Here is a 24,490-nt window from a genome sequence, read left to right on the forward strand (position 1 = left end):
AAGCTACACGCTTGTTCGACGTTGCGCGCCCCTTACGTGCCAGAAGTCGCCCAGAATGCCGAATAGAGACCAATTCACTGAGAGTTGACGCACGACCGAATACTTCCGGGGAAGGCAGCGCGGTACCGCCCCGGTCCGGGGCGGTACCGCGTCACGGCACGTCAGCCGGTGGCGAAGGAGACGACGAGGTAGTCCTTGCGGCCGGGATCGTCGCTGTAGGGCTTGCTGATGAGCGTCTCGGCCAGGAACAGCCGGCCGTTCCCGAACAGGATCTCCGCAGCGTCCACCGAGAAGCTGGTCTCCGCGTCCCGCACGTCCTCCCCGGCCGGGTTCTCCATGAGCACGGTCTGCTTCATGGAGCCTCCGTCGATACTGACGATCTGTCCGCCCGCGTCGTACGGCGGCCACTTGTAGGCGATGATGTTGCCGCCGTCCATGCGCAGCGGGAACAGCGTGTAGCGGTCTCCCGCGTCGGCCCTGTCGGTGGTCGGCTTGCCGGTGGTGAGGTCGAACGAGACGATCTCGTTGGTGTCGCCGTACTCGCCGGTTCCCTCGTGCTCCTCGGTCGGCAGGTACAGCCGGCCGTTGCCGACGACCGCCATGCTGCAGGACTCGACCTCGGTGGAACGGCATTCCGCGGCGTACCGGTCGGCGTCCGCCGCGATCTTGGCCTTCAGCTTGCCGGTCTTCTCGTCGATGGAGAAGAAGTCCGAGATGCCACTGCCGTCGCCCGCGGTGTCGCCGACGTCGGCGGCGACGACCAGCGGGCTGGTGGAGACGATGCTCGCGTACTCGACGCCCGGGGGCATCTTGTACGAGGACACGGGCGCGCCCGTCTTCGGGTTCAGGTTCTGGATGAGGAGGTACTGGCTGCCGTAGTCGCCGCACTTGCGGACGGCCGCGAGGGCTGCGCCGCCCCCGTATCCGAGGTCGTAGCAGGATTCGGTGTCGGCGGTGGGCACCCACAGGCTCTTGCCGTCGGCGAGGTTCCAGGCGGCGCCGCCCTCGAGTCCACCCGCGGCGACGGTCCCGCCGCTGAGTGAGATCTCCCTGAACTCGACCTTCTTGTCACCGCTGTTGGCGCCCTTGGCGGAGCCGGTCCACACCATCTTGCCGGTGGCGAGGTCGATGACGCCGACCTCGGAGCAGTCCTGGTGGTCGTTCTTGCCCGCACGCTTGGCCGGCTCGAAGAGGATCGCGGTCCTGTTGTCGCTGACGTGCCGGGAGGCCCCGCAGATCTGGCCCGGGAGCGGGAGCGTCCACTTCACATTGCCGGCGGAGAGGTCGTAGCCGACGACCTTGAGGACGTCCGACTTGGCGTAGACCGTGTCGGTGAGCCACGAGCCCTCGACGACGACGAGATCGTCGACCTTGGGCTGCGGAATGTTGACCAGGGTCTTCGACTTCGGGTTGGACGGGATCTTCTCGCTTCCGCCGCCACCGGGCTTGTTCCCGTCCGCGCCCGCCTGCGAGCCGTTCTGCGGCTGCTTCCCCTTGGCGTCGTCGCTTCCGTCGGTGGAGGCGAACCACACACCGGTGGCGACGATCAGGAGCACCGCGACGACCGCCGCGATGATGATCTGCGTCTGGGTGCTCAGCTTCTTCCGCGGCTGCGGCGGCATGAAGTGCGGCTGCGCCGGCTGGGTCGGGTAGCCGTAACCGTACGGCTGCCGGCCCATGGGCTGGGTGTGCGGCTGGCCCGGGGCCTGCGGATATCCATACCCGGCGGGCTGGCCGGGGGGCGTCTGCGGGTAGCCGTAACCCGGGCCCTCCGGCGGCGGGGTCGGCGCGCCGAAACCGCCAGGCGGAGGGTCCTGCGGGGCGCCGAAGCCGCCCTGCGGTGGCTGCGGCTGCGACGCCTGGTGCGGCTGGTGCGGCTGCTGTGGTGGCTGGTTGGGCGGCTGTGGTGGCTGCGTCATGCGTGGGTACCTCTGGAGGGTGTGAAGCGGAGGGAGTCGGTCGGGGGCCGGGGCGGCCGGGTCGTCCCTGGGGACGGGGTCACTCGCCGATGGCCATCATCGTCTCCCTCTCCTTCTCCTCGGCGTCGTTCGAGGCGACGACCGTGTCGGCGACGAGGAAATAGCGCCCGTCGGCGTACACGCCCCTGGTCGCCATGAGCATCCGCTCGGTCTTGGCGGTCGATGCGGGGAGCTGAAGCAGCACACGGAGGTCGGTCCCCCCGGGTGCGACGGAGGCCAGCGCCCCGGGCTCGTCGGTACCGATGGTGGGCATGACCCTGACGAGCAGCTCGCGCCCCTCCATCCGCAGCGGCATGATCACGTGTCCGCCGGGAGCCTCGACACGCCGCACCTCGACGCCCGTGTCCAGGTCGAAGGCGACGATGCCGTTGGGCTTGTCCACTCCGTCCGGCGCGGCCGTGGCCATGTAGAGCGTGCTGTCGTCCGCGACGACCTGACAGGTCTGCAGATTGCCCTTGTCAACGACGTCCTCGCTGCACCAGTTCGCGTACTGGTCCTGGCCTTGGATCGAGGAGCGCTTGGTGCCGTCGGCGTTGAGCACGAGGATGCCCTGTTGGTCCTTCGCCCGGTCGACGGCGTGGACGACCAGCGGGTCGACGGAATACACGTTCTCGACGACATAGCCCCGCGGGAGGCGGTACTTCCACCGGGAGGCACCGGTTGCCGGATCGATCCCGTGGACCTCTTCCTGCGGGTTGTCGGCGTCGTCGACCGGGCACGAGACGGACGCGACGAGAGTGGTGCCTTCGTTGGCGTACTCGTGCGGCTGGCAGACGTCCTCGCCGCCTTCCCACTTGCCCCACAGCGGCTTGCCGTCGCCGAGCCGGTACGCGGTCGAGTGACCGTGGCGGCCCGCGGTGACGGTGTTCCCCGTGAGGGTGATCGAGTAGTCCCGGTCGAAGTCGAAGTTGCCGTCCTCGACGATCTTCTGCGTCCAGCCCTGCTTGCCCGTGCGCAGGTCGATCACCCGGAGCTGCCGGCACTGGTCGCCCTCCGCGCCCGGGCGCTCCTGCACCGCGAGGACGATCTTGTCGTCGGCCGAGGCGTGCTGCGGGGCCCGGCAGATGCCGGTGCCCAGCGGCAGGCTCCACTTCAGGGTGCCGTCGGCCACGGAATGGGCCGTGACCGAGCGGTGCATGGCGGTGACGACGGTGTCCCCGACCAGCCAGGGGCCGAACACGTCGCCGCCCAGGCCGGGGAGGTCGACGTCGTTCTTGCGGAGCCAGAGGACCTTGGCGTCACCGGGCTTGCGCTCCTTGTTGAGGTGCGCGGCCTTGGCGGTGTCGGGGGCGGACGCACCGGGCAGACCCGCCTCCGCCTTCCCGCCGCCGCCGGTCGACGAGGACGGGCCGCCGGAACTCGCCCCGACCGTGGGCTTGTTACCGCCGCCGCCCTTGTCGTCCCCGTACAGGGCGAACCAGGTGCCGCCGCCGATCGCCAGCAGCGCGGCCAGGCCCGCGGCGATCAGCGCCGCGGGCCGACGACCGGACGCGGCGGGCCGACGACCGGCGGCCGGACCGGTCGGTGGAGCGGAGTAGCCGCCTCCGTACGGGTTCAGCCGCCCGTACGGGCCCGCCTGGGGCGGTTGATAAGGACCGGACTGTTCCGGCGTGGCCGGACCGGACTGTCCCGGCGGCGGCGGGGACGAGTGAGTGGGCTGGGTCATCGCGGTACTGCGACCATCACTTCCCGAACGCCATCATCGTCTTGGTCTCCTGCTCCTCCGCGTCGTTGGACGCGCTCACCCGGCTGCTGGCGATGTAGAACCGGCCGTCCCGGTAGAGCATCTTCGGCGAGTAGAAGCTCCGCTCGATCTCCGCGGTGGACTGCGGGTGCTGCAGGATCACGTTCGGCTTGCCACCGGTCGGAGCCAGGGTCGCCACCGCGCCGCCGGCGTCGAAGGTCGGCTCCATGTAAAGGAGGACGTTGCCGCCCTCCATGCCCAGGGGCACCACCGTGCGGTCGGCCGGGGCGTCGGCACGCCACTTCCGCTTGCCGGTGTTGAGGTCGAAGGCGATGACCGCGTTGGTGCGGGACGTCCCGGAACTGGCGGTTTCGGTCGCCATGTAGAAGGTGTTGGCGTCGGCGGCAACGCCGACACAGCCCTCCAGATGGGCGCCGAAGACGATGAACCCGCCGCCGCAGCGCGGCTGGTACTTGTCCTTGCCGCCGTCGATCTGCGAACGCGCGGTGCCGTTCGCGTTGAGGGCGACGACACTCCACTTCTTCTCGTCCCGGTTGGTCAGCGACAGCACGAGCGGGCTGACCGAGTAGACCTTGTCGACCTCCCAGCCGGCCGGGAGACGGTACGTCCACTTGGCCGCGCCGGTCGTCGGGTCGAGCTCCTGCACCTGGTTCTGCGCCTTGCCGTTGGCACTCGGGCAGGTCTCGGAGGCGATCAGCTTGGGGCCGCCGGCGAAGGCCTCCGGCTGGCAGTTGCCCGGCAGCTTGCCGAACAGCGCCTTGCCGTCGCTGATCCGGAACGCGTCGGAGTTGCCGGTGCGGGCCGCGGTCACGGTGGTGCCGCTGATGGTGAGGCTGATGTCGGAGAGCAGGTCCCAGACGCCCTTCTTCTTGAGGACCTGCTTCCAGCCGGCCTTGCCGGTGGTGGCGTCGACCAGCTGCAGCTGCGTGCAGTCGGCCTTGTCGCTCGTGCCGTCCTTGTACGCGACGACGAGCTTGCCGTCCGCCGTCGTCTGCGTGCTGGCGGCGCACAGCTCGGCGGGGTACGGGATGCTCCACTTCTTCTGGCCGGTGGTCGCGGAGTAGCCCGTGAGCTCCTTGTACATGCCCTTGACGACCGTGTCGCCGACGACCCACGGGCCGGACACGTCCGATCCGTTGCGCGGCAGGTCGATGTCGTTCTTGGCCAGCCACAGGACCTTCGCCTCGCCCGGCTTGCGCCCGGCGTTGAGGTCGTCGCTGTCGTCGGGGCCGCCGCCGGTGCCGTCGCCCTGGTCGACGGATGCCGAGCCGCTCGGCTGCGGGAGCGCGGTCTGCTTGGGGTTGGCCTTCTTGTCGCCTTCATCGCCGCTCAGCGCGAACCAGGTGCCGGTACCGACGACGAGCAGGGCCGCCACGGCCGCGCCGATGATGACACCGGGCTTGCCCTTGAAGGGGTTGCCGCCGCCGGGCGGTGGCGTCGGGCCACCGGGGTACTGCGGCCGGCCGGGGTAGCCGTAGCCGCCCTGGGGCTGACCGTAGGGGCCCGGCTGCTGGTACGGACCGGGCTGCTGGCCGTACGGACCCGGCTGGTTGTACGGACCGGGTTGGCCGTACGGACCCGGCTGGTTGTACGGGCCCGGCCGGCCGGGGGCCTGCTGCGGGTAGCCGTAACCGGCCTGCGGGGTCTGGGGATGGCCGTAACCGGGCTGCGGCTGACCGGCCGCCTGGGGCGGGGCCTGCGGTGGCGCCTGCGGCGGGACCGGTGGCATCTGGGGTGGCTGCGCGGGCTGTTGGGGCGGCTGAGGAACCTGCTGCTGAGCGTCCCCACCACTTGAAGAGCCCGGGGGCGGGTCCTGCGGAGACCCGAAGCCTCCCTGCGGCGGTTGCTGGCTGGGCGGCTGGGACATGGCAGCACTTCCCCCTTCGTGCGGTCCACGACCCGACCGGCCTCCCCCGCGATTCCGTACGGCAGTTGCCTTACGGAAAGGAGCGAATCGGACATGGATGGCGCAGCGTCACATCAGTCGAGCGGGGCTTCTTTCTATCACCCGGCCGGCCGGAAAGTACGGGCCGGTCCGCCCCTGTACCCAAGGGAGGACCGGCCCGTGATACCGCCGTTACGCGTCCTCGGCGAGTTCGAGCCAGCGCAGCTCCAACTCCTCGCGCTCCCCTGCCAGTCCGCGCAGTTCCGCGTCGAGCTTCGCCACCTTCTCGAAGTCGGTGGCATTTTCGGCGATTTGCGAGTGCAGCGTGGTCTCCTTGTCGGAGATCTTGTCCAGTTGCCGCTCGATCTTCTGGAGTTCCTTCTTCGCGGCGCGCACGTCCGCGGCGGACTTCTCCGGGGCGCCGGACTTCTCGGCCACGGCAGCGGGTGCCGGGACCGTGGCCTCGATCATCCTCTGGCGCCGCTCCAGGTACTCGTCGATACCGCGCGGCAGCATCCGCAGCGCGGCGTCGCCGAGGAGCGCGTACACCCGGTCGGTGGTCCGCTCGACGAAGAACCGGTCGTGGGAGATGACGACCATCGAGCCGGGCCAGCCGTCGAGGACGTCCTCCAGCTGGGTGAGGGTCTCGATGTCGAGGTCGTTGGTGGGCTCGTCGAGGAAGAGCACGTTCGGCTCGTCCATCAGCAGCCGCAGCAGCTGGAGCCGGCGCCGCTCACCACCGGACAGATCGCCGACCGGCGTCCACTGCTTCTCCTTGGAGAAGCCGAACTGCTCGCACAGCTGCCCGGCCGTCATCTCCCGGCCCTTGCCGAGGTCGACACGGTCGCGGATCTGCTGGACGGCCTCCAGCACCCGCAGGTTCGGGTCGAGTTCGGCGACCTCCTGCGAGAGGTAGGCCAGCTTCACCGTCTTTCCCGTGACGATCCGTCCGGCGCTGGGCTGCTTCTCGCCGTCGCTGCGGGCCGCCTCGGCCATCGCGCGCAGCAGCGAGGTCTTGCCCGCGCCGTTGACGCCGACCAGGCCGATCCGGTCGCCGGGGCCGAGCTGCCAGGTCAGGTGCTTCAGCAGCACCTTCGGTCCGGCCTGGACGGTCACGTTCTCCAGGTCGAAGACCGTCCTGCCGAGCCGCGACGAGGCGAACTTCATCAGCTCCGAGGTGTCGCGCGGCGGCGGCACGTCCTTGATCAGCTCATTGGCGGCCTCGACGCGGAAGCGCGGCTTGGACGTACGGGCGGGGGCTCCGCGCCGCAGCCAGGCCAGTTCCTTGCGGACCAGGTTCTGCCGCTTGACCTCCTCGGTCGCGGCGATGCGCTCGCGCTCGGCGCGCGCGAAGACGTAGTCGGAGTACCCGCCCTCGTACTCGTGCACCGTGCCGCGCTGGACGTCCCACATACGCGTGCAGACCTGGTCGAGGAACCAGCGGTCGTGCGTGACGCAGACGAGCGACGAGCGACGCGTCTGGAGATGGCGGGCGAGCCAGGCGATGCCCTCCACGTCCAGGTGGTTGGTGGGCTCGTCGAGGACGATCAGGTCCTGCTCCTCGATGAGCAGCTTGGCGAGCGCGATCCGGCGCCGCTCGCCACCGGAGAGCGGCGCGATCACCGTGTCCAGGCCCTGCGGGAAGCCGGGCAGGTCGAGCCCGCCGAACAGCCCCGTGAGCACGTCACGCATCTTGGCGTTGCCGGCCCACTCGTGGTCGGCGAGGTCGCCGATGACCTCGTGCCGGACGGTCGCCGCCGGATCGAGGGAGTCGTGCTGTGTGAGCACCCCGAGACGCAGTCCGCCGCTGTGCGTGACCCGACCCGTGTCGGCCTCCTCCAGCTTGGCGAGCATCCGGATGAGGGTCGTCTTGCCGTCCCCGTTGCGCCCCACGACACCGATGCGGTCTCCCTCGGACACGCCGAGGGAGACTCCGTCGAGCAGGGCACGGGTGCCGTACACCTTGCTGACTGCCTCGACATTGACCAGGTTGACGGCCATTAACGCTCCAGATGAGGGGTTCGAACGGCTTCCCAGCCTAGTCGCCGGAAGTGACACCGCCGCCGCGCGAGGTCCGTTCCACCAGCAGCCAGCCCACCAGGGCCATCGCAACGGCGGCCGGGGCGGTGACGGGGAACGCGATCAGCATGGCGGAGCGGCCCTCCAGCAGGCCGGCGAAGCCGACCATGGACAGACCGAGTACGCCGAGCAGGCACAGGGTGATCCCGAGCGCGGCGAGCGGGCCCGAGCCGGGGACGACCGGTGACAGTGCCTGTGAACGTGACAGTGACAGTGACGGTGACGGACGTTCGAAGGTGCGGAAGGCGGCGAGCAGCGCCGCAGTGAGGACGGCCGCCGCGGCGATGCGGAGCGGAGTCTGGGCCCACCAGGCCGCCGAGGCCGGCTCGGACAGCGGTACGTCGAGAGTGAGGAGGGCGCCGTACACGCCGAGCATGGCGGTGAGGTGCCACAGGAAGGCGGTCATCGCGATGCCGTTCGCCGCGACGACCGTGCGCCAGACCCTCGGCCGGGCGACCAGCCGGGCGCCGGGCCCGCGCAACAGCTCCACGGCACCGACGAGCCACAGACCGTGGCAGAGGAGGGCGACGGTGGGCGGGGCCATGTTGGAGACCTTCTCGCCCGGCATTCCGACCATGGACAGCGGGTACGGGCCGAGGGCGACGAGCGCCGCGGCCCCGGCCAGGCCGCACGCCGCGAGCACGGACGGAAGCCGCAGCCGGCCGTCGGCCCGCAGGAAGCCGAGCTGGTGGACGGCCAGCCAGACGAAGGCGAAGTTCAGGAACTCCACGAAGGGCACGCCGTACGCGAAGCGGAGCACGTCCACCGCGACCGCCCCGCCCGCGAGCGCCCCGAACGCGCCCCAGCCGTACCGCTCGTGCAGCCTCAGCAGCGGCGGGGTGAAGGCCACCATCGCCAGATAGATCCCGATGAACCACAGCGGCTGGGTCACCAGCCGCAGGGTGACTCCGGTCAGCCCGCCGCCCCCGCCGAGCACCTGGATGATCAGCGCGGCCGCGCCCCAGACGGCGACGAAGACCATCGTGGGCCGCAGCAGCCGGCGCAGCCGGGCCCGCAGGAACGCCGCGTACACCGGACCTTCCGGCTGCTTGCGGCGCAGCGAGCGGTGGGAGAGCGCATGCGAGAAGCCCCCGACGAAGAAGAACACCGGCATGATCTGCAGGGCCCAGGTGAGGACCTGGAGCTCCGGCACGACGGCGAGCAGGTTGCCGACGCCGTAGGCAGTGACGGCCGCCATCAGCCAGTGCCCGAGGACGACGGTCCCGAGCGAGGCGACCCGCAGCAGGTCGACGTACCGGTCCCGGGTGGCCGGGGTGGCTTCGGCGAGCTCACGAACGCGTGTTGGCATACGGCCACGGTCGCGCCGGGGGCGGTGCGGGCGTCAGCGCTCGTGTACTCAACTGCCGTCTGAGTACGTGGGGCTCGCGCTGCGCTCCGGGCCCGCTCTGGGCTCGGGGCCCGGCCGGCGATCGAGCACGGACACGCGGGCCCACCGCACGGTGGCGTCAGTCCGAGGCCGAGCCTCTGGTTACAGGACTGTCGCGCCGGCCGCCGGGGCGGACGCCACCCGCGCCGTGCGGCAGGTGCCGGACGCGAGCAGGGTCTCCGCGATCTGGTCCGCCGCCTCCCCGTCCTTCGCGAGGAACGCCGTGGTCGGCCCCGACCCGGACACGAGCGCGGCCAGCGCACCCGCCGCCGTGCCCGCCTCCAGGGAGTCCGCGAGGGACGGGCGCAGCGAGAGGGCCGCGGGCTGCAGGTCGTTCACGAGCGCGCCCGCCAGCGCACCCGCGTCCCCGGTGCGCAGGGCGTCGAGGAGCATCGGCGAGGCCACCGGAGGCGGAACGTCCACGCCCGCGTTCATGCGGTCGAACTCCCGGTACACGGCAGGAGTGGACAGCCCTCCCTCGGCGACCGCGAACACCCAGTGGAAGGCGCCGCCGACGGGCAGTTCCATCAGCCGCTCTCCGCGGCCGGTGCCCAGCGCCGCGCCGCCGACGAGGCTGAACGGCACGTCGCTGCCGAGCTCGGCGCAGATGTCGAGGAGCTCGGCCTTCGACGCGCCGGTGGACCACAGCGCGTCGCAGGCCAGCAGCGCGCCCGCGCCGTCGGCGCTGCCGCCCGCCATGCCGCCCGCGACCGGGATGTCCTTGGCGATGTGGAGGTGGACGGCCGGGTCGATGCCGTACCGGGCGGCGAGCAGCTCGGCAGCGCGCGCGGCGAGGTTCGTACGGTCCAGCGGCACCTGGCTCGCGTCGGGGCCCGAGCAGGTGACGGTCAGCTCGCGGGCCGGGGTGACGGTGACCTCGTCGTACAGGCCGACGGCCAGGAAGACGTTGGCCAGGTCGTGGTAGCCGTCCGCCCGCGCGGCGCCCACCGCCAGCTGGACGTTGACCTTGGCGGGCACTCGTACCGTGACGCTCACTTCTTGGCCTCCGCGATGCGCGCGAACTCTTCCACCGTCAGGGATTCGCCCCGAGCCTGGGGCGAGACGCCGGCCGCGACCAGCGCGGCCTCGGCCGCCGACGGGGAGCCCGCCCAGCCGGCGAGCGCGGCACGCAGGGTCTTGCGGCGCTGGGCGAAGGCGGCGTCGACGACGGCGAAGACCTCGGCCCTGGAGGCGGTCGTCCTCAGCGGCTCGGTCCGCCGGACCAGGGACACGAGCCCCGAGTCGACATTGGGCGCGGGCCAGAAGACGTTGCGGCCGATCGCCCCGGCCCGCTTGACCTCCGCGTACCAGTTCGCCTTCACGGACGGCACGCCGTAGACCTTGTTGCCGGGCCCGGCGGCGAGCCGGTCGGCGACCTCCGACTGGACCATGACGAGGGTGCGCTGGATGGTCGGGAAGCGGTCCAGCATGTGCAGCAGCACCGGCACGGCCACGTTGTACGGGAGGTTCGCGACGAGCGCGGTCGGCGCCGGTCCCGGGAGCTCCTGGACGTGCATGGCGTCGGAGTGGACGAGCGCGAAGCGGTTCTTCCGCTCGGGCATCCGCGCGGCGATCGTGTTCGGCAGCGCGGCCGCGAGGACGTCGTCGATCTCGACGGCGATCACGCGGTCCGCGGCTTCGAGCAGGGCGAGGGTGAGCGAGCCGAGCCCGGGTCCGACCTCCACCACGACGTCGTCGGGGCGCACCTCCGCGGTGCGGACGATCCGGCGGACCGTGTTGGCGTCGATGACGAAGTTCTGGCCGCGCTGCTTGGTGGGGCGTACGCCAAGCGCTGCGGCCAGTTCACGGATGTCGGCGGGGCCCAGAAGGGCGTCGGGGCCGGAGGGACCGCCGGGGTCGGTGCTGGTGCTCACCGGTACAGCCTACGGCCGCAGTGAGGCCAGGGACTCGCCCCCCTTTGCACGTAGAGCTTCTTCGCCCGGTAGGTCTGCTCCGCCGCCGACGCGTCCTGCGGGCGGCCCTTGCCGCCCAGTGCGCGCCAGGTGCCGACGTCGAACTGGTACAGCCCGCCGTAGTTCCCCGACGGGTCGACGGCGTGGGGGCGCCCGCCCGACTCGCACTGGGCGAGCGCCTTCCAGTTGAGGCCGTCGGCGCCCTTGACGGAGTGCGGCAGCGGCTTGGTGCCGACCTTGACCCGCTGGGTGACCGGCTCCCGTACGACCTCTTCGGAGAGCTTCCTCGGCTTCTGCCGGACGCCGTTGACCGTACGGAGGGAGTAGGTCACGCGGCGGGCGCCGTGCCGTCCGCGCTGCTCGACGATCTCGGTGCCGGAGTGCAGGTCCGGGTCCTGGATCCGGACGGTGTCGTAGGGGACGGGCTCCTCGCGGACCTGTCGGCTTCCGGTGATCCGCATGACGGTGACGGTCTGGCCGTCGCGCGGGAAGCTGCCGGGCGGCACGGACGTGGTGTCCTGCCCGCGCAGGATGACGCCGGCCTGCTCGACCGCTTCACCGACGGTCGCCGCGGTTGTCCGGATGGTGCGTTCGCGGCCGTCGGCCATGACGGTGACGGTCCGCTCGGTGCGTACGTCGAGCGCGAGGCCTCCGCGGGAGATCGGCCGGGAGCGGGACGCGGACAGGAACGCGCCCTCGGCCCGCACCCCGATCCGGTGCAGTGCGTCGTCGACGGTGCGGGCGGTGGTCCACACCTGGCGTCGGCGGCCGTCGAGGGTGAGGGTGACGGGGCGGCCGTAGCGGACGACGACCTCGTCGCCGTGGGAGAGGGGGGCGCCGGGGGCCGGGGCGACGATGTCGTGCTCGCCGACGGTCACGCCCTCGTCGGCGAGCAGCTCCTGCACGTCGTCGGCGAAGGTGTGCAGGCTGCGGGGTACGCCGTCGACGCTGAGCCGGACGGCCTTGTCGGCGGCGACGAAGGCGGTGGTGCCGCCGGCGAGGAAGGCGACGACGAGGGCCTGCGGGACGATGCGGCGCAGGGCTTCGGGGGGTCCGCTCCGGCCCGTTCCGCGGCGGCGGACGCGGCGCGTTTCGGCGCGGCCTGCGGGGGCGACGCGGGCGTCGGCGTCCGCGGCGTCGGCGTCGGCGTCGGCGTCGGCGTCGGCGTCGGCGTCGGTTCCCGCGGCGCGGGCGCCGTCGGGCACCAGCGCCGTGACCGTCGGCGCGTACGGCGACACGGCCGGACCCGGGACCCGGACCGCGGCCGGGACCGGCGCGGGAACCGGCACCGGCACCGGCGCCGGCGGCACGGGTGGCGGCGGAGGCTCCATGAGCCGGGCGGCGCGGCGTCCGCCGCGCGCGGCACGGTGACTGCCCTGCGAAGTGCTCACGAGGCCGGGACCCTAGCCGAGCGATGGTCACTCTCCAAAGCGACGCGACTACACGGCGTCGCGGCCTCGTAGGCCGTTATCGGTCAGTAACCGAACGCCCGTGCAGTGTTCGCGGCGATCGCCTTGGCCATCGCGTCCTCGTCGATCCCGCGCACCGCGGCCATCGCCCGGACCGTGACCGGAATGAGATACGGCGCGTTGGGCCGTCCGCGGTACGGCGCGGGAGTCAGGAACGGCGCGTCCGTCTCCACGAGGACGAGTTCCAGCGGCGCGACGGCGAGCGCGTCGCGCAGCGGCTGGGCGTTCTTGAAGGTGACATTGCCGGCGAACGACATGTAGTAGCCGGCGTCGGCGCAGACACGGGCCATGTCGGCGTCCCCGGAATAGCAGTGGAACACGGTCCGTTCGGGAGCACCTTCCTCCGCCAGAATGCGCAGCACATCGGCGTGCGCGTCCCGGTCGTGAATGACAAGCGCCTTTCCGTGACGTTTGGCGATCTCGACATGGGCGCGGAAGGACGCCTCCTGGGCCGCGATGCCCTCGGGCCCGGTGCGGAAGAAATCGAGACCGGTCTCGCCGACGGCCCTGACCTGCTCCAGCGCGGCGAGCCGGTCGATCTCGGCGAGCGCGTCGTCGAGGGCGGCGTCCCCGCCCGCCTCCCTGGCGCCCTGCCGCGACCGGCCTCCCCCAGCCCCGGGGGGCTGGGAGGTGCCCCCAGGGTCCCCGTGCACGATGCGCGGGGCCTCGTTGGGGTGCAGCGCCACGGCGGCGTGCACGTTCTGGTACGCGGCGGCCGTCTCGGCCGCCCAGCGGGAGCCCTTGATGTCGCACCCCACCTGGACGACGGACGTCACACCGACCGAGGCGGCCTTCGCCAGGCCCTCCTCGACGGTGCCGCTCTGCATGTCCAGGTGGGTGTGCGAGTCGGCGACCGGCACGCTCAGGGGTGCCGGCAGCGGCGGCGGGGCGTCGTTGGGCTGGGGGCTCATGAACGCGATCCTACGAGCCGCGGCCCGGCCGCTTCCGTACGGCTACCGCTTGGGGTGGGAGGAGCGGAACAGGTCGGACAGGCGCCTGCGGCGTGCCGGCCCGGAGACGTCGCCCGGGGCGCCCGCGTCCGTCGCCGCCGGAGCTCCCGTACCTGCCGGAGCCACCGGAGCTGCCGGAGCCTTCTTGCTGCGTGAGTAGATCGCCGGGACGGGTCCCGCGATGCCCGGTGCGACCGGGTAGTGGTAGAGCTCGTCGAGGGTGTGCCGCACCGACGAGACCTGGCCCGCCCGCATGATGCGCACCTTGTGCTCACCGCAGTTCAGGCACGTCGGCCGGGACAGCGGCGACGGAACGTGCACCCCGTCCGCCTTGTAGATGATGAAGTCGTGTCCTGCGGCGTCCGTGTGGTGCTCTATCTCGTACGCCTGCTCCCAGCCGTATCCGCAGCGCATACAGGCAAAGGCATAAGCCTCCTGGACGACGCGGACACCTGCGATCTCACTCATGTGAGCTCCTCTCCACTGATCCAGTGGACGCCTTTTCCGGCGGGAGCGCAGCAGCGCCTGTCGATTAATGGAAGGGAATTGGGTCTTCCCATGCCTGAAAGGCTCACCACACGGTCTGTGCTTTGCTTTTCAGGTTAGCCCTTTACCGTTGGCGGGGGCCTTTCGATCCGCGTTCTTTGCCGCCACCACGGCATCGAACACCTCGCGTTTGGGTAGGCCCGCCTCCGCGGCGACGGCGGCGATCGCCTCCTTGCGCCGCTCCCCCGCCTCCTCACGCACACGCACCCGGCGCACCAGTTCGTCCGCGTCGAACTCGGCGGGCCCTGCGGCCGGGGCGCCCTCCACGACGATCGTGATCTCGCCGCGCACGCCCTCGGCGGCCCAGGCGGCCAGCTCCCCGAGACCGCCGCGCTTCACTTCCTCGTACGTCTTGGTCAGCTCGCGGCACACGGCGGCCCTGCGGTCCGCGCCGAAGACCTCGGCCATGGCGGCCAGGGTGTCGTCGAGGCGGTGCGGGGCCTCGAAGTAGACGAGGGTGCGGCGCTCGTCGGCGACCTCGCGCAGCCGGCCGAGCCGCTCGCCCGCCTTGCGCGGCAGGAAGCCCTCGAAGCAGAAGCGGTCGACGGGCAGCCCGGACAGGGCGAGCGCGGTGAGCACGGCGGACGGGCCCGGTACGGCCGTGACCCTGATGTCCTTCTCGACGGCGGCGGCGACCAGCCGGTAGCCGGGGTCGGAGACGGACGGCATCCCGGCGTCGGTCACGAGCAGCACCCGGGCCCCGCCCTCCAGCGCCTCGACCAGTTCGGGCGTACGGGCGGACTCGTTGCCCTCGAAGTAGGACACGACCCGCCCGCGGGTCTGCACACCGAGCGCCTGGGTGAGCCGGCGCAGCCGCCGGGTGTCCTCCGCGGCGACCACGTCGGCGGTCTCCAACTCCGCCGCCAGCCGCGGCGGCGCGTCCGCCACATCACCGATGGGGGTCCCTGCGAGTACGAGCGTTCCAGTCACCGATCCAGTCACACCAGCCATCCTCGCAGGGCGGGACACACCAATCGCACAGACGCGTTCCCTACGATGGCGCGGTGACCAGTACTGCCCCACAGGCCCTGCAGGGGACGGACGCCGTGGAAAAGCCGCCCTCCTGGCAGCAGCGCCTGCGCAGATTCGGCTATGTGCCGCGGCCCACGATCGGGCTGCGCGACCGGCTCGTGCCTCCGTACACGCGCCCGTCCCCGCGGCTGTGGTCGCTGCTCGGCGTGCCGCCGTCGGCCCGACACACGGCCGAGAGGGTGGTGGCGTGGGGCGGGCCCCTGCTCGTGGCGCTGGTGGCCGGGGTGCTGCGGTTCTGGCACCTGGGCAGCCCCAAGGCGGTGATATTCGACGAGACGTACTACGCGAAGGACGCCTGGGCCCTGATCAACCAGGGGTACGAGGGCTCCTGGCCGAAGGACATCGACAAGTCGATCCTGGCGAACCCGGACGCGGTCCCCGTGCCGACGGACCCCGGCTACGTCGTCCACCCCCCGGTCGGCAAATGGGTCATCGGCCTCGGCGAGCAGCTCTTCGGCTTCACACCCTTCGGCTGGCGCTTCATGGTGGCCGTGCTCGGCACCCTGTCGGTGCTGATGCTCTGCCGGATCGGGCGGCGGCTCTTCCGCTCGACGTTCCTGGGCTGTCTGGCGGGCACGCTGCTCGCCGTGGACGGGCTGCACTTCGTGATGAGTCGCACGGCGCTGCTCGACCAGGTGCTGATGTTCTTCGTGCTGGCGGCCTTCGGCTGCCTCCTCATCGACCGCGACTGGTCCCGCCGGCGGCTGGCCGCCGCGCTGCCGGTGGACGAGGAGGGCGTGCTGCGGCCCGACACGGGCGTCGCGGAGAATCTCCGGCTCGGCCTGCGCCCATGGCGGATCGCGGCCGGGCTGATGCTGGGCCTGGCCTTCGCCACCAAGTGGAACGGCCTCTACATCCTGGCCGCCTTCGGCCTGATGACCGTCCTCTGGGACGTCGGCGCCCGGCGCACGGCGGGCGCGGTGCATCCGTACACGGCGGTCCTGCGACGTGACCTCGTCCCGGCGTTCGTCTCGACGGTGCCGGTGGCGATCGTGACGTACGTCGCCTCCTGGGCGGGCTGGATCGTCACCGACAAGGGGTACTTCCGGGACTGGGCGGAGAAGGAGGCGCCGGGCGGAAGCTGGTCCTGGCTGCCCGACTGGCTGCGAAGCCTCTGGCACTACGAGACCGAGGTCTACAACTTCCACGTCAATCTGACGTCCGGGCACACCTATCAGTCCAACCCCTGGAGCTGGATCGTCCTCGGCCGCCCGGTCTCGTACTTCTACGAGGACCCGGCCGCCGGCCGGGACGGCTGCCCCGTGACCACGGCGGGCAAATGCGCCCGCGAGGTCCTGGCGATCGGCACCCCGCTGCTGTGGTGGGCCGCGTGCTTCGCGCTCCTTTACATCGCCTGGCGCTGGTTCTTCCGCCGCGACTGGCGGGCGGGCGCGATCGCCTGCGGGGTGGCGGCGGGTTGGGTGCCGTGGTTCTTCTACCAGGAACGCACGATCTTCCTCTTCTACGCGGTCGTCTTCGTGCCGTTCCTGTGTCTCGCGGTCGCGATGATGCTCGGCGCGATCGTGGGACCACCCGGGTCCGACGAGCGACGCAGGACGATCGGCGCGGTGGGGGCCGGGGTGCTGGTCCTGCTGATCATCTGGAACTTCATCTACTTCTGGCCGATCTACACGGGCGAGGCGATCCCGCTGGACGACTGGCGCAACAGGATCTGGCTCGACACCTGGGTGTAGCCGGGTAAACGCCCGCGAGGGCGCAGTCGGCCGCCGTACCCTCGCGGGCGTTGTCGGTCGTTGCCGGGGACCCTTCGACGGCCCACAGACGGCCCGAGACGGATTCACCGACTGCGCCTCTGCACTTCTCACCCAGGGAGGGACCCCGGCCGCGCCGCAGCCTCCAATACCTGCGCGCAATACGAGTTGTCCGATCTTGTTCCAGGGCGCCCACCGAGGTCCACCGAACGCCTTGCGTTGCTGGTCAGCGCAGGGCTCGGACGTGACGGATGTCGGCGAACGGCTCCGGAACGAGCGCCGTTCGAGATCACATTTGAGACCCCGACTCGCCGACCGTCATGCGGGCAGTACCGGCGGGCCCAAGTCACGCCGCGTCCCACTGATGTGCGTGCCCGCCCCTCCACTCGACCCAGTTCGGATCGTCGAGAAGATCCCAAGCGTCCGGGAGGCCGGCGCGGCGCAGGAACTCGATCACGTCTCTGTCGTCGTGCGCGAGGCCGAGGATCTCTCCACGCGCGGTGACCCGCCGACCGCCGGACGGGGACGGCTGGTGCACGACGATGGGCGCGGCCATGAATCCAGGGTCCTCCAGGCAGGCGTTGACTGCAGCGCGGCTACGGCTGGGATGCGATTCATGGTCATGGCGAAATGCCTGCCTGTTGAGGATCGAGAGTGCGTCCTTACCGCGAACCCGTCGAGGCCCATCAAGACAGGCGCCTTCGACGCCTGCGACCGACAAGGGGTCGGCTTCGCCGACGGGCCATAGCACCCAGGGTGCTGGAGCCGTCTGTGACCGAACAGCCCTGACCGAGGCAGTTTGAGCTGTCCGGTTCGTTTCCGCAGTTCAAGGGCTGAACGGACCGTCGGACAGCTGGGACACCCTGGACAGCGAGCATGGGGCAGGAGCTCAGGTCGGCGGAGAACTGACCAGGGGCTTCACCGTGGCCGCCTCTGGGATTCGAACCCGAGACCTACGCACGACGAGTTGTCCGATCTTGATTCGTAGGCGTCCGCGTCTCCATCTCCGGAGGCGGCCGCCGCGGGTGATGCGGGCTGCGGCGTGCAGCAGCCGGTAGCGGAGCTTCCTCGGTTCGGCGGCGGCCAGTTCGCCCTCCAGCAGCAGGGTCTGTGCTGCTCGCGCGCTACTCCGCTGCGCTGGAAGCGCACGAGATCCCGCTGCCTTACCGGCCTGAACTCTGAGCTTGGGAATCACTGCGCTTCTGGGCGCTGTTGGCAACCCGACCAGCGGCAACGGGTGCCAGGAGGAACCCTGGGGTTCCTCCTGGCACCCGCTGTTGACCGTGGCTTACCGACCCATCGGGTTCTTGGCTCTCCCGGTGGGACGACGAGCGGTCCGGCCACCCCAGTGTCCAGTGGTGCCGGGATCGGTCACCTCACGTGCTTGACGTTGGCGCGTCGACGGGCAGCACGGACGAACAGGGGCCGGATGCGTGGGCAAGGTCTGCTTCGGCCCAGACGACCTTGCCACCTGCTACCGGGCGAGAGCCCCATCGGCGGGACACCTGGGCGACCAGGGAGAGGCCGCGGCCGTTTTCGTCGACGGTGCGTGCACTGCGCGGGCGCGGGGGGCAGGTGTCGGTGTCGGACACTTCGACGGTCAGGACTTTGTGCTGGATCACGCGCAGACGGATCGGGCCGGTGCTGTGGGAGCGGACGGCGTTGGTGACCAGTTCGCTGACGATCAGCTTCGTGGCATCCTCGAGACCTTCCAGTCCCCATGCGGCCAGCTGACCGGCTGCCAGGTTCCGGGCGCGGCGGACAGCGGTCTGGTCACTGGGCAGCGTCCAGGAGGCAACCTGGGCCTGGCTGAGCGAGCGGGTGCGAACGAGGAGCAGGGTGACGTCGTCGCACGCCGCCTGCCCCTGGAAGGGCTCCATCGCGCGGGTGCAGAGGTCTTCCAGGGAGCGACCCGGTTGCGCGAGGGCGGTGCCCAGGCGGTGCATTCCCTCCTCGATGTCGTGGTCGCGGGTCTCGATCAGGCCGTCGGTGTACAGGGCGAGGAGACTTCCCTCGGGCAGTTCCAGCTCCATGGCCTCGAAGGGGACCCCCAGGCCGATGCCGAGTGGGGCTCCGGTGGGAAGGTCGGGGAAGGTGACCTGGCCCTGCGGGTCGATGATCGCGGGCGGGGGGTGCCCGGCCCGTGCCATGGTGCACTTCCGGGTGACCGGGTCGTAGACGGCATACAGACAGGTGGCGCCCACCACCGCGGGAGTCTGGTCCGGGGCGTCGGCATCTTGTTCCGCCAGTCGCTGGACCGTGTCATCGAGGCGGGCCAGCAGCTCGTTGGGGGGCAGCTCCATGTCGGCGAGCGTGTGGACGGCGGTGCGGAGCCTGCCCATGGTCGCGGCGGCGTTGATGCCGTGTCCGACCACATCGCCGACGACGAGGGCCACTCGGGCGCCGGACAGCGGGATCACATCGAACCAGTCGCCCCCGACGCCGCGGTCGATGTCGGCGGGTAGGTAGCGGGAGGCCGCCTCGACCGCCGAGCCGCCCCTCAGACGGTGCGGGAGCAGGTTGCACTGGAGCGCGAGTGCCGCGGTGTGCTCGCGGCAGTACTGGCGAGCGTTGTCCAACGACACCGCGGCGCGACTGACGAAGTCTTCGGCCAGGAGCAGATCGACCTCCTGGAACGGCACCGGATCCTCGGTGCGGATGAACAACGCCACCCCCAGCAGGACGCGCCGCGCACGGATGGGGACGACCATCACGGAGTGCATGCCGTTCTCACGGATTCTCTGCGCCAGTGCCGGGGACTGGTCGATCCATGAGCCCGGGGCGGTGTCCAGGATCGGCTCCAGGCGGGACCTGCCGGTGCGCAGGACGTCGGCCATCGGTGAGGCGGGCGGCACGAGAACCGGCTCACCCCGCACCCACGGGGATTCCGGGGCCCCTTGGTGGATCGAGGCCAGACCGGCACGTCGGATCACGGGGAGGCGATCGCCGATCGAGTCGATGCGGACCGGGGGCCCCTCACCGAACGGAACCGACTGCTCCAGGTCCACGGCGACGAAGTCGGCGAACAGGGGCACGGCAAGATCGGCCAGTTCCTGACCGGTCTGCATCACATCCAGGGTCCTGCCAAGTAGCGTGCCGGCCTCGCCGAGGATGGAGAGGCGCTCGCGCACCCGCCGGCTCTCGGTGACGTCGACGCTGATGGTGCACACCCCCAGAGCTTGGCCGTCGGCACCTTGGAGACAGGAGAACGAAACCGCGAACGGGTGCTCCTCGCCCAGACTCGTCGGCAGCCACGTCCGGTACTCGTGGACCTTGGTCGTACCGCTCTGGAGCACCTGCCGCATCACCGCCTCGACCGTTTCGGCCGCGACACCGGGCCGCGCATCGGTGACTCGACATCCGAGCCGCTGGTCACGGGAAATGCTGTCGTGGCTCTCCATCACGTCGTTCACCCAGGTGCAACGCAACTCCAGGTCACGAACGACGACACCGATCGGCGCACGGGCAAGGAACGACCCGCGCACCGATCCGCTCACCGCGTCCCCGGACAGCGCGCCGGTATCGGTCACGGACGCAAGCCACCGCGCTGCTCCGTCCTGCCCCCACAGAGTCGAGATCCGCAGGCTGACGTCGAGCACGCGGCCGTCCCGGTGGCGCACCGCCGAAGCGCCCGACCAGCCATTTTGGGCATGGCACAGCTCGACGAACGCCGACATCGTCGGCACTTCACCGAAGCATGGCAGTACGAGCGCGGCGGACTGCCCCACCACGTCCCCGGCGGAATATCCGACAAGCCGCTCGGCGGTCTGCGTCCATGCGACCACCGTTCCCTGCTCGTCGAGCAGCGCGAACGCCGTGTCGGATACCTCAGACGGGTTCGTCCGCTTACCGAATGTCACCCTGTCGGTGCTGGTTATGGTCATCAACCTGTTGTCCTCGGATGGCCGGGGTGGGAGGTATGGGTAGGTAGTAGTCGATTGGCGCATTTTGGGAGGTTGACCGGATGAGGCTCTGCTCTGTGACAACGCCGCAGCCATCGCTGATACCAGTTCGGTCATGAGGCCCGCTGACGGGCTGCGAGGCGGGCGAAGCCCCTGGCAGCCGTGGGGCCATCCATGACCTGGGTGCGGAACTCGCTCGAGTACGTAGCACTCATGGGGCGTCCGGGAGCATGATCACGGCCTGGAGACGGCCCGGTAGGTGCCCGACGGCCCCAAGCGGCGATGAAAATGCTCGTCAGGGCCGCGTACAGCGCGAGCGCCGAGACTTCATCCACTTCTGGCCGATCTGCACGGGCGAGGCGATACCGCTGGACGACTGGCGGAACAGGATGTGGCTGGACACCTGGTTGCAGAGGGAGGGACGGGCCACCCGGTGTCCGTGATCACCGGCTTCACTTCCGGGCACCGAAGCACGCGTGTCAGGATGTGGCGCCCGAACAGCCTTGGGGGACGCAGTGCAGCCCTTGTCACCACATGATCCGCGCGAAGTCGGCGCATACCGTCTGCTGTTCCTGCTCGGCGAGGGCGGCATGGGTCGCGTCTATCTCGCCAGGTCGCCGGGCGGGCGCACCGTGGCGCTCAAGACCGTGCACGCGGGCATGTCGAGCGCCCCCGGGTTCCGGGCGCGCTTCGCCCGTGAGGTGCGGGCGTGTCAGGCGGTGTCGGGGCCGGGTACGGCACCGGTGGTGGCGGCGGACCCGCATGCGGCGGTGCCGTGGCTGGCCACCGCGTATGTGCCGGGCCCTTCGCTCGCCGAGGCGGTGCACGATCACGGGCCGCTGGACGAACCCGCGCTGTGGCGGCTGCTCTGCGGGCTGGCCGAGGCGCTCACCACGGTGCACAAGGCCGGCCTCGTCCACCGCGATCTCAAGCCGTCCAATGTGCTGCTCGCCGTCGACGGGCCCCGCCTCATCGACTTCGGCATCGCCCGTGCGGCCGACGACGCCGGACTCACCGGCACGGGCCTGGTCATCGGCTCGCCCGGCTTCATGTCCCCCGAACAGATCACGGGGAAAGGGGTGGACGAGCGCAGTGACATCTTCGCGCTGGGCGTCCTGCTCGCCTACGCGGGCACGGGCCGCAACCCCTTCGGTTCCGGCGCGGGGCCGGAGCTCGGCTACCGCGTGGTGCACGACGAGCCGGATCTGTCCCGGCTGCCCGAGGCCGTCGCGGAGGCGATAGGAGGCTGTCTGGTCAAGGACCAGGACCAGCGGCCGTCCCTCACGGAGCTGGTCGCGCGGGCCCGGGAGCACGTGCCCGCGGGATCCGACTGGCTGCCGGCCCCGTTGACCTCGGCGGTCGCCCGCCAGGCCGCGTGGGTGCTGGACCTGGAAGCCCGCCAGGAGTTCGGTCCGCCCCCGGTGCCGTTCGGAGTGCAGGGCGTGCCGGCTCCGGCCCCGGCCCCGGTGCACGGGTGGGCGCCGCCGCCGCAGGGCCACCGCCCCGCCGTTCCGTGGCAGCCGCCTCGCCCCGCAAGGCCCGTCGGTGCCGCATGGGCGACCCGAGGGCTGCTCGGCAGACCGCTGCTCGGTCTCATCGCGCTGCTGCCGCTGCTCGTGATGGCGGGGGGCAGGGACACGATCGACGCCCAGCTGCGCCATCCCGACGCGCAGTTGACCCCTGCGAGTCCCGGCTGGGACGACTACCAGTGGGCACTCGACACGACCTGGCACTTCTCCCTCGTCGGACCGCTGCTCGTCTCGGCCGTCACCCTCCACGTCCTGCGTCGGCGGCTGGCGTCCCGCTCTCCGAAGGCGGTCCGCAGATGGACCGTCGCCTCGATCGTCCACTGGACGCTGCTCGCGCTCACCGTGCTGGTGTCGGCCGGTTGGCTGCGTTCCGCCCTGTGGGCCGTGGACGCCGAGCACAAGTCGCCGGAGCTCGAACTCACCCTCGGCCTCGCCCTGCTCCCCCTGGCCCTGCTCGTCCCCGCCGCGCTCACGGTGATCGTCATGGCATCCGTACGGGCCTTCCGCGTCCGCAGCCGTATCCCCCGATCCGCGGTCTGAGGCCGCGGCCCTGGCCTCCGGCACCGGTGGACGACCGGTGAACGGATGGCGGCCGGCGGCAGGCGGGTCTAGACCTCTCCCATTCCGGTCCGGTAACGGGCGTCCCCGCAGTCACTCCTGCCACCTATCGTGAGCACGTCCACTTTGAACGCGTTCATGCAAGCGGGCCAAGGGACCACAAGGACCAGCGGCACCAAGGGGAGGGACCGCAGCAATGCGCAGTGGAGCGAAGGCCGCCATCGTCGGCGGCGTGTTCATCGTCTTCGCCGGAGGGGCGACCTACGGCGCGTACAACGTACTGAGCGGCGGGGACGGCGGGAGCGGCACGGACGCCACATCGCTGAGCGCGCCCAAGAAGACCGGGCCGCCCACCGCCGAGGAGATCGAGGCGACCGCGAAGGACTTCCTCGCGGCGTGGGCCGGGGGCGAGTCGGAGACCGCCGCGGATCTGACCAACAACGCCGCCGAGGCACAGCCCGTGCTCGCCTCGTACCAGGCCGACGCGCACATCGGCGAGGTGAAGTTGACGCCGGGGCAGGCGGTCGGCGCGAAGGTGCCGTTCACGGTCGCTGCGGTGGTCTCGTACGAGGGGCAGAGCAAGCCCTTGTCGTACAGCTCCGAGCTCACCGTCGTACGCGGGCTGACCACCGGCAGGGCACTCGTCGACTGGCAGCCGGCGGTCGTCCACCCCGAGCTGCGCAAGGGCGAGACGCTGAGCACGGGTCCCGCTTCCGCGCCGCCCATCAAGGCCGTCGACCGGAGCGGCAAGGAGCTGACGAAGGAGAAGTACCCCTCGCTCGGGCCGATCCTGGACGAGCTGCGCAAGCGGTACGGCGACAAGGCGGGCGGCAAGCCGGGGGTCGAGCTGACGATCGAGGGCGCGGGCACCGATGTGCCCCCGCGGACCCTGCTCACGCTAGCCAAGGGCGAGCCGGGCACGCTGCAGACCACGCTCGACGCGGGTGTGCAGGCGGCCGCCGAGCAGGCGGTGAAGCGGTACGGCGACTCGTCGGTCGTCGCGATCAAGCCGAGCACCGGCGAGGTGCGGGCCGTCGCCAACAACCGCAAGGGCAACTGGAACGCGGCGTTCCTGGGCAAGCAGGCACCCGGCTCCACGATGAAGATCGTGACCGCGGCCATGCTGCTGGAGAAGGGCCTGGTCGCGGCCGACCGGACCGCCGAGTGCCCCGAGTACGCCATGTACCAGGGCCGGACCTTCCACAACCTGAAGAACTTCACGCTCGAGGGCCGCCCCTTCAAGGACAGCTTCGCCCAGTCCTGCAACACCGCCTTCATCAAGCTGATCGACGACACCAAGGACGACGCCGCGCTGGCCAAGGAGGCCAGGGACGTCTTCGGCATCGGGCTCGACTGGCAGACCGGCATCGCGTCCGTCGACGGCAGCGTGCCGGAGGAGTCGGGAGGGGAGGCGGCCGCCCAGTACATCGGGCAGGGCACCATCCAGATGAACGCCCTCAACATGGCGTCCATCACCGCCACCGCCAAGAGCGGCACCTTCAAACAGCCCATCATCGTGCCGCTCGACCTCGACGGCCGTGAGAGCGCCACCGCCTCGCGCAGCCTGCCCGCCTCCGTCGCCCAGCAGTTGCGCAACATGATGCGGCGTACGGCGACGATCGGCACCGGCGCGAAGGCGATGGCCCCGCTCGGCGGGGACAAGGGCGCGAAGACCGGCTCGGCGGAGGTCGACGGGAACGCCACGTCCAACAGCTGGTTCACCGGATTCGCCGACGACCTCGCCGCGGCGGCGGTCGTCGACTCCGGCGGGCACGGGGGCGACGCGGCCGGCCCGCTCGTCGCGTCGGTGCTCGACGCACGCTGAGCGGTTGTCCGAAACGGGG

At 71.0% G+C, this 24,490-nt stretch carries 16 protein-coding genes and 1 tRNA gene; 3 read left to right on the top strand and 14 right to left on the bottom strand.

Annotated features, from left to right (window positions below):
- Positions 1–161: 161 nt before the first annotated feature.
- The 11 genes from ACWCP0_RS13180 to rsmI all read right to left on the bottom strand — a co-directional run bounded on the left by ACWCP0_RS13180 (position 162) and on the right by rsmI (position 14,864).
- Positions 162–1,919, bottom strand: coding sequence for an outer membrane protein assembly factor BamB family protein (locus tag ACWCP0_RS13180; RefSeq protein ID WP_451078909.1), 1,758 nt, complete (start codon positions 1,917–1,919; stop codon positions 162–164).
- A gap of 79 nt (positions 1,920–1,998) precedes the next feature.
- Positions 1,999–3,645 (bottom strand): outer membrane protein assembly factor BamB family protein, encoded by a 1,647-nt coding sequence (locus tag ACWCP0_RS13185; RefSeq protein ID WP_451078910.1) that lies wholly within the window; start codon positions 3,643–3,645, stop codon positions 1,999–2,001.
- A gap of 16 nt (positions 3,646–3,661) precedes the next feature.
- Positions 3,662–5,551 carry an outer membrane protein assembly factor BamB family protein gene (locus tag ACWCP0_RS13190; protein ID WP_451078911.1) on the bottom strand — a complete coding sequence of 630 codons (1,890 nt, stop codon included), beginning with the start codon at positions 5,549–5,551 and terminating at the stop codon, positions 3,662–3,664.
- 210 nt (positions 5,552–5,761) lie between these two features.
- On the bottom strand, positions 5,762–7,570 hold the full coding sequence (locus ACWCP0_RS13195; protein ID WP_451078912.1) for an ABC-F family ATP-binding cassette domain-containing protein: 1,809 nt from the start codon (positions 7,568–7,570) through the stop codon (positions 5,762–5,764).
- A 37-nt stretch (positions 7,571–7,607) separates the two neighbouring features.
- Positions 7,608–8,957, bottom strand: a complete 1,350-nt coding sequence (locus ACWCP0_RS13200) for an acyltransferase family protein (protein ID WP_451078913.1) — start codon at positions 8,955–8,957, stop codon at positions 7,608–7,610.
- Between the two features lie 180 nt (positions 8,958–9,137).
- Positions 9,138–10,031, bottom strand: coding sequence for a 4-(cytidine 5'-diphospho)-2-C-methyl-D-erythritol kinase (locus ACWCP0_RS13205; RefSeq protein ID WP_451078914.1), 894 nt, complete (start codon positions 10,029–10,031; stop codon positions 9,138–9,140).
- Positions 10,028–10,909, bottom strand: coding sequence for a 16S rRNA (adenine(1518)-N(6)/adenine(1519)-N(6))-dimethyltransferase RsmA (gene rsmA / locus ACWCP0_RS13210; protein ID WP_451078915.1), 882 nt, complete (start codon positions 10,907–10,909; stop codon positions 10,028–10,030). Before rsmA ends, ACWCP0_RS13205 begins: the two co-directional genes overlap by 4 nt.
- The gene (locus ACWCP0_RS13215) at positions 10,906–12,339 is read right to left on the bottom strand and encodes a ubiquitin-like domain-containing protein (RefSeq protein WP_451078916.1); all 1,434 of its coding nucleotides are present in this window, start codon (positions 12,337–12,339) and stop codon (positions 10,906–10,908) included. The genes rsmA and ACWCP0_RS13215 overlap by 4 nt, the downstream gene beginning before the upstream one ends.
- An 83-nt stretch (positions 12,340–12,422) precedes the next feature.
- Positions 12,423–13,328: a TatD family hydrolase gene (locus tag ACWCP0_RS13220; protein WP_451078917.1), complete on the bottom strand. Its 906-nt coding sequence runs from the start codon at positions 13,326–13,328 to the stop codon at positions 12,423–12,425.
- 42 nt (positions 13,329–13,370) lie between these two features.
- Positions 13,371–13,835 carry a hypothetical protein gene (locus ACWCP0_RS13225; protein WP_451078918.1) on the bottom strand — a complete coding sequence of 155 codons (465 nt, stop codon included), beginning with the start codon at positions 13,833–13,835 and terminating at the stop codon, positions 13,371–13,373.
- A 129-nt stretch (positions 13,836–13,964) separates the two neighbouring features.
- Positions 13,965–14,864, bottom strand: a complete 900-nt coding sequence (rsmI, locus tag ACWCP0_RS13230; protein ID WP_451078919.1) for a 16S rRNA (cytidine(1402)-2'-O)-methyltransferase — start codon at positions 14,862–14,864, stop codon at positions 13,965–13,967.
- 53 nt (positions 14,865–14,917) lie between these two features.
- Between rsmI and ACWCP0_RS13235 the strand changes: the two genes are divergently transcribed.
- Positions 14,918–16,639 carry a dolichyl-phosphate-mannose--protein mannosyltransferase gene (locus tag ACWCP0_RS13235; RefSeq protein WP_451078920.1) on the top strand — a complete coding sequence of 574 codons (1,722 nt, stop codon included), beginning with the start codon at positions 14,918–14,920 and terminating at the stop codon, positions 16,637–16,639.
- Positions 16,640–17,003: 364 nt separating this feature from the next.
- On the opposite strand, the gene ACWCP0_RS13240 is transcribed toward ACWCP0_RS13235, so the two are convergent.
- From ACWCP0_RS13240 to ACWCP0_RS13250, 3 genes are all read right to left on the bottom strand, one after another.
- Entirely contained in the window at positions 17,004–17,213 is a 210-nt protein-coding gene (locus ACWCP0_RS13240; protein WP_451078921.1) for a hypothetical protein, read from the bottom strand.
- 368 nt (positions 17,214–17,581) lie between these two features.
- Positions 17,582–17,675: transfer RNA gene (locus ACWCP0_RS13245), tRNA-Arg, on the bottom strand.
- 358 nt (positions 17,676–18,033) lie between these two features.
- Positions 18,034–20,541 (bottom strand): SpoIIE family protein phosphatase, encoded by a 2,508-nt coding sequence (locus tag ACWCP0_RS13250; RefSeq protein ID WP_451078922.1) that lies wholly within the window; start codon positions 20,539–20,541, stop codon positions 18,034–18,036.
- A 542-nt stretch (positions 20,542–21,083) separates the two neighbouring features.
- Here ACWCP0_RS13250 and ACWCP0_RS13255 point away from each other — a divergent pair.
- A complete protein-coding gene (locus ACWCP0_RS13255; protein ID WP_451078923.1) occupies positions 21,084–22,628 on the top strand; it encodes a serine/threonine-protein kinase in 1,545 nt (514 codons plus the stop codon).
- 214 nt (positions 22,629–22,842) lie between these two features.
- Positions 22,843–24,471 carry a penicillin-binding transpeptidase domain-containing protein gene (locus ACWCP0_RS13260; RefSeq protein ID WP_451078924.1) on the top strand — a complete coding sequence of 543 codons (1,629 nt, stop codon included), beginning with the start codon at positions 22,843–22,845 and terminating at the stop codon, positions 24,469–24,471.
- Positions 24,472–24,490 lie beyond the last annotated feature (19 nt).

The organism is Streptomyces sp. NPDC001970, assembly GCF_053594115.1.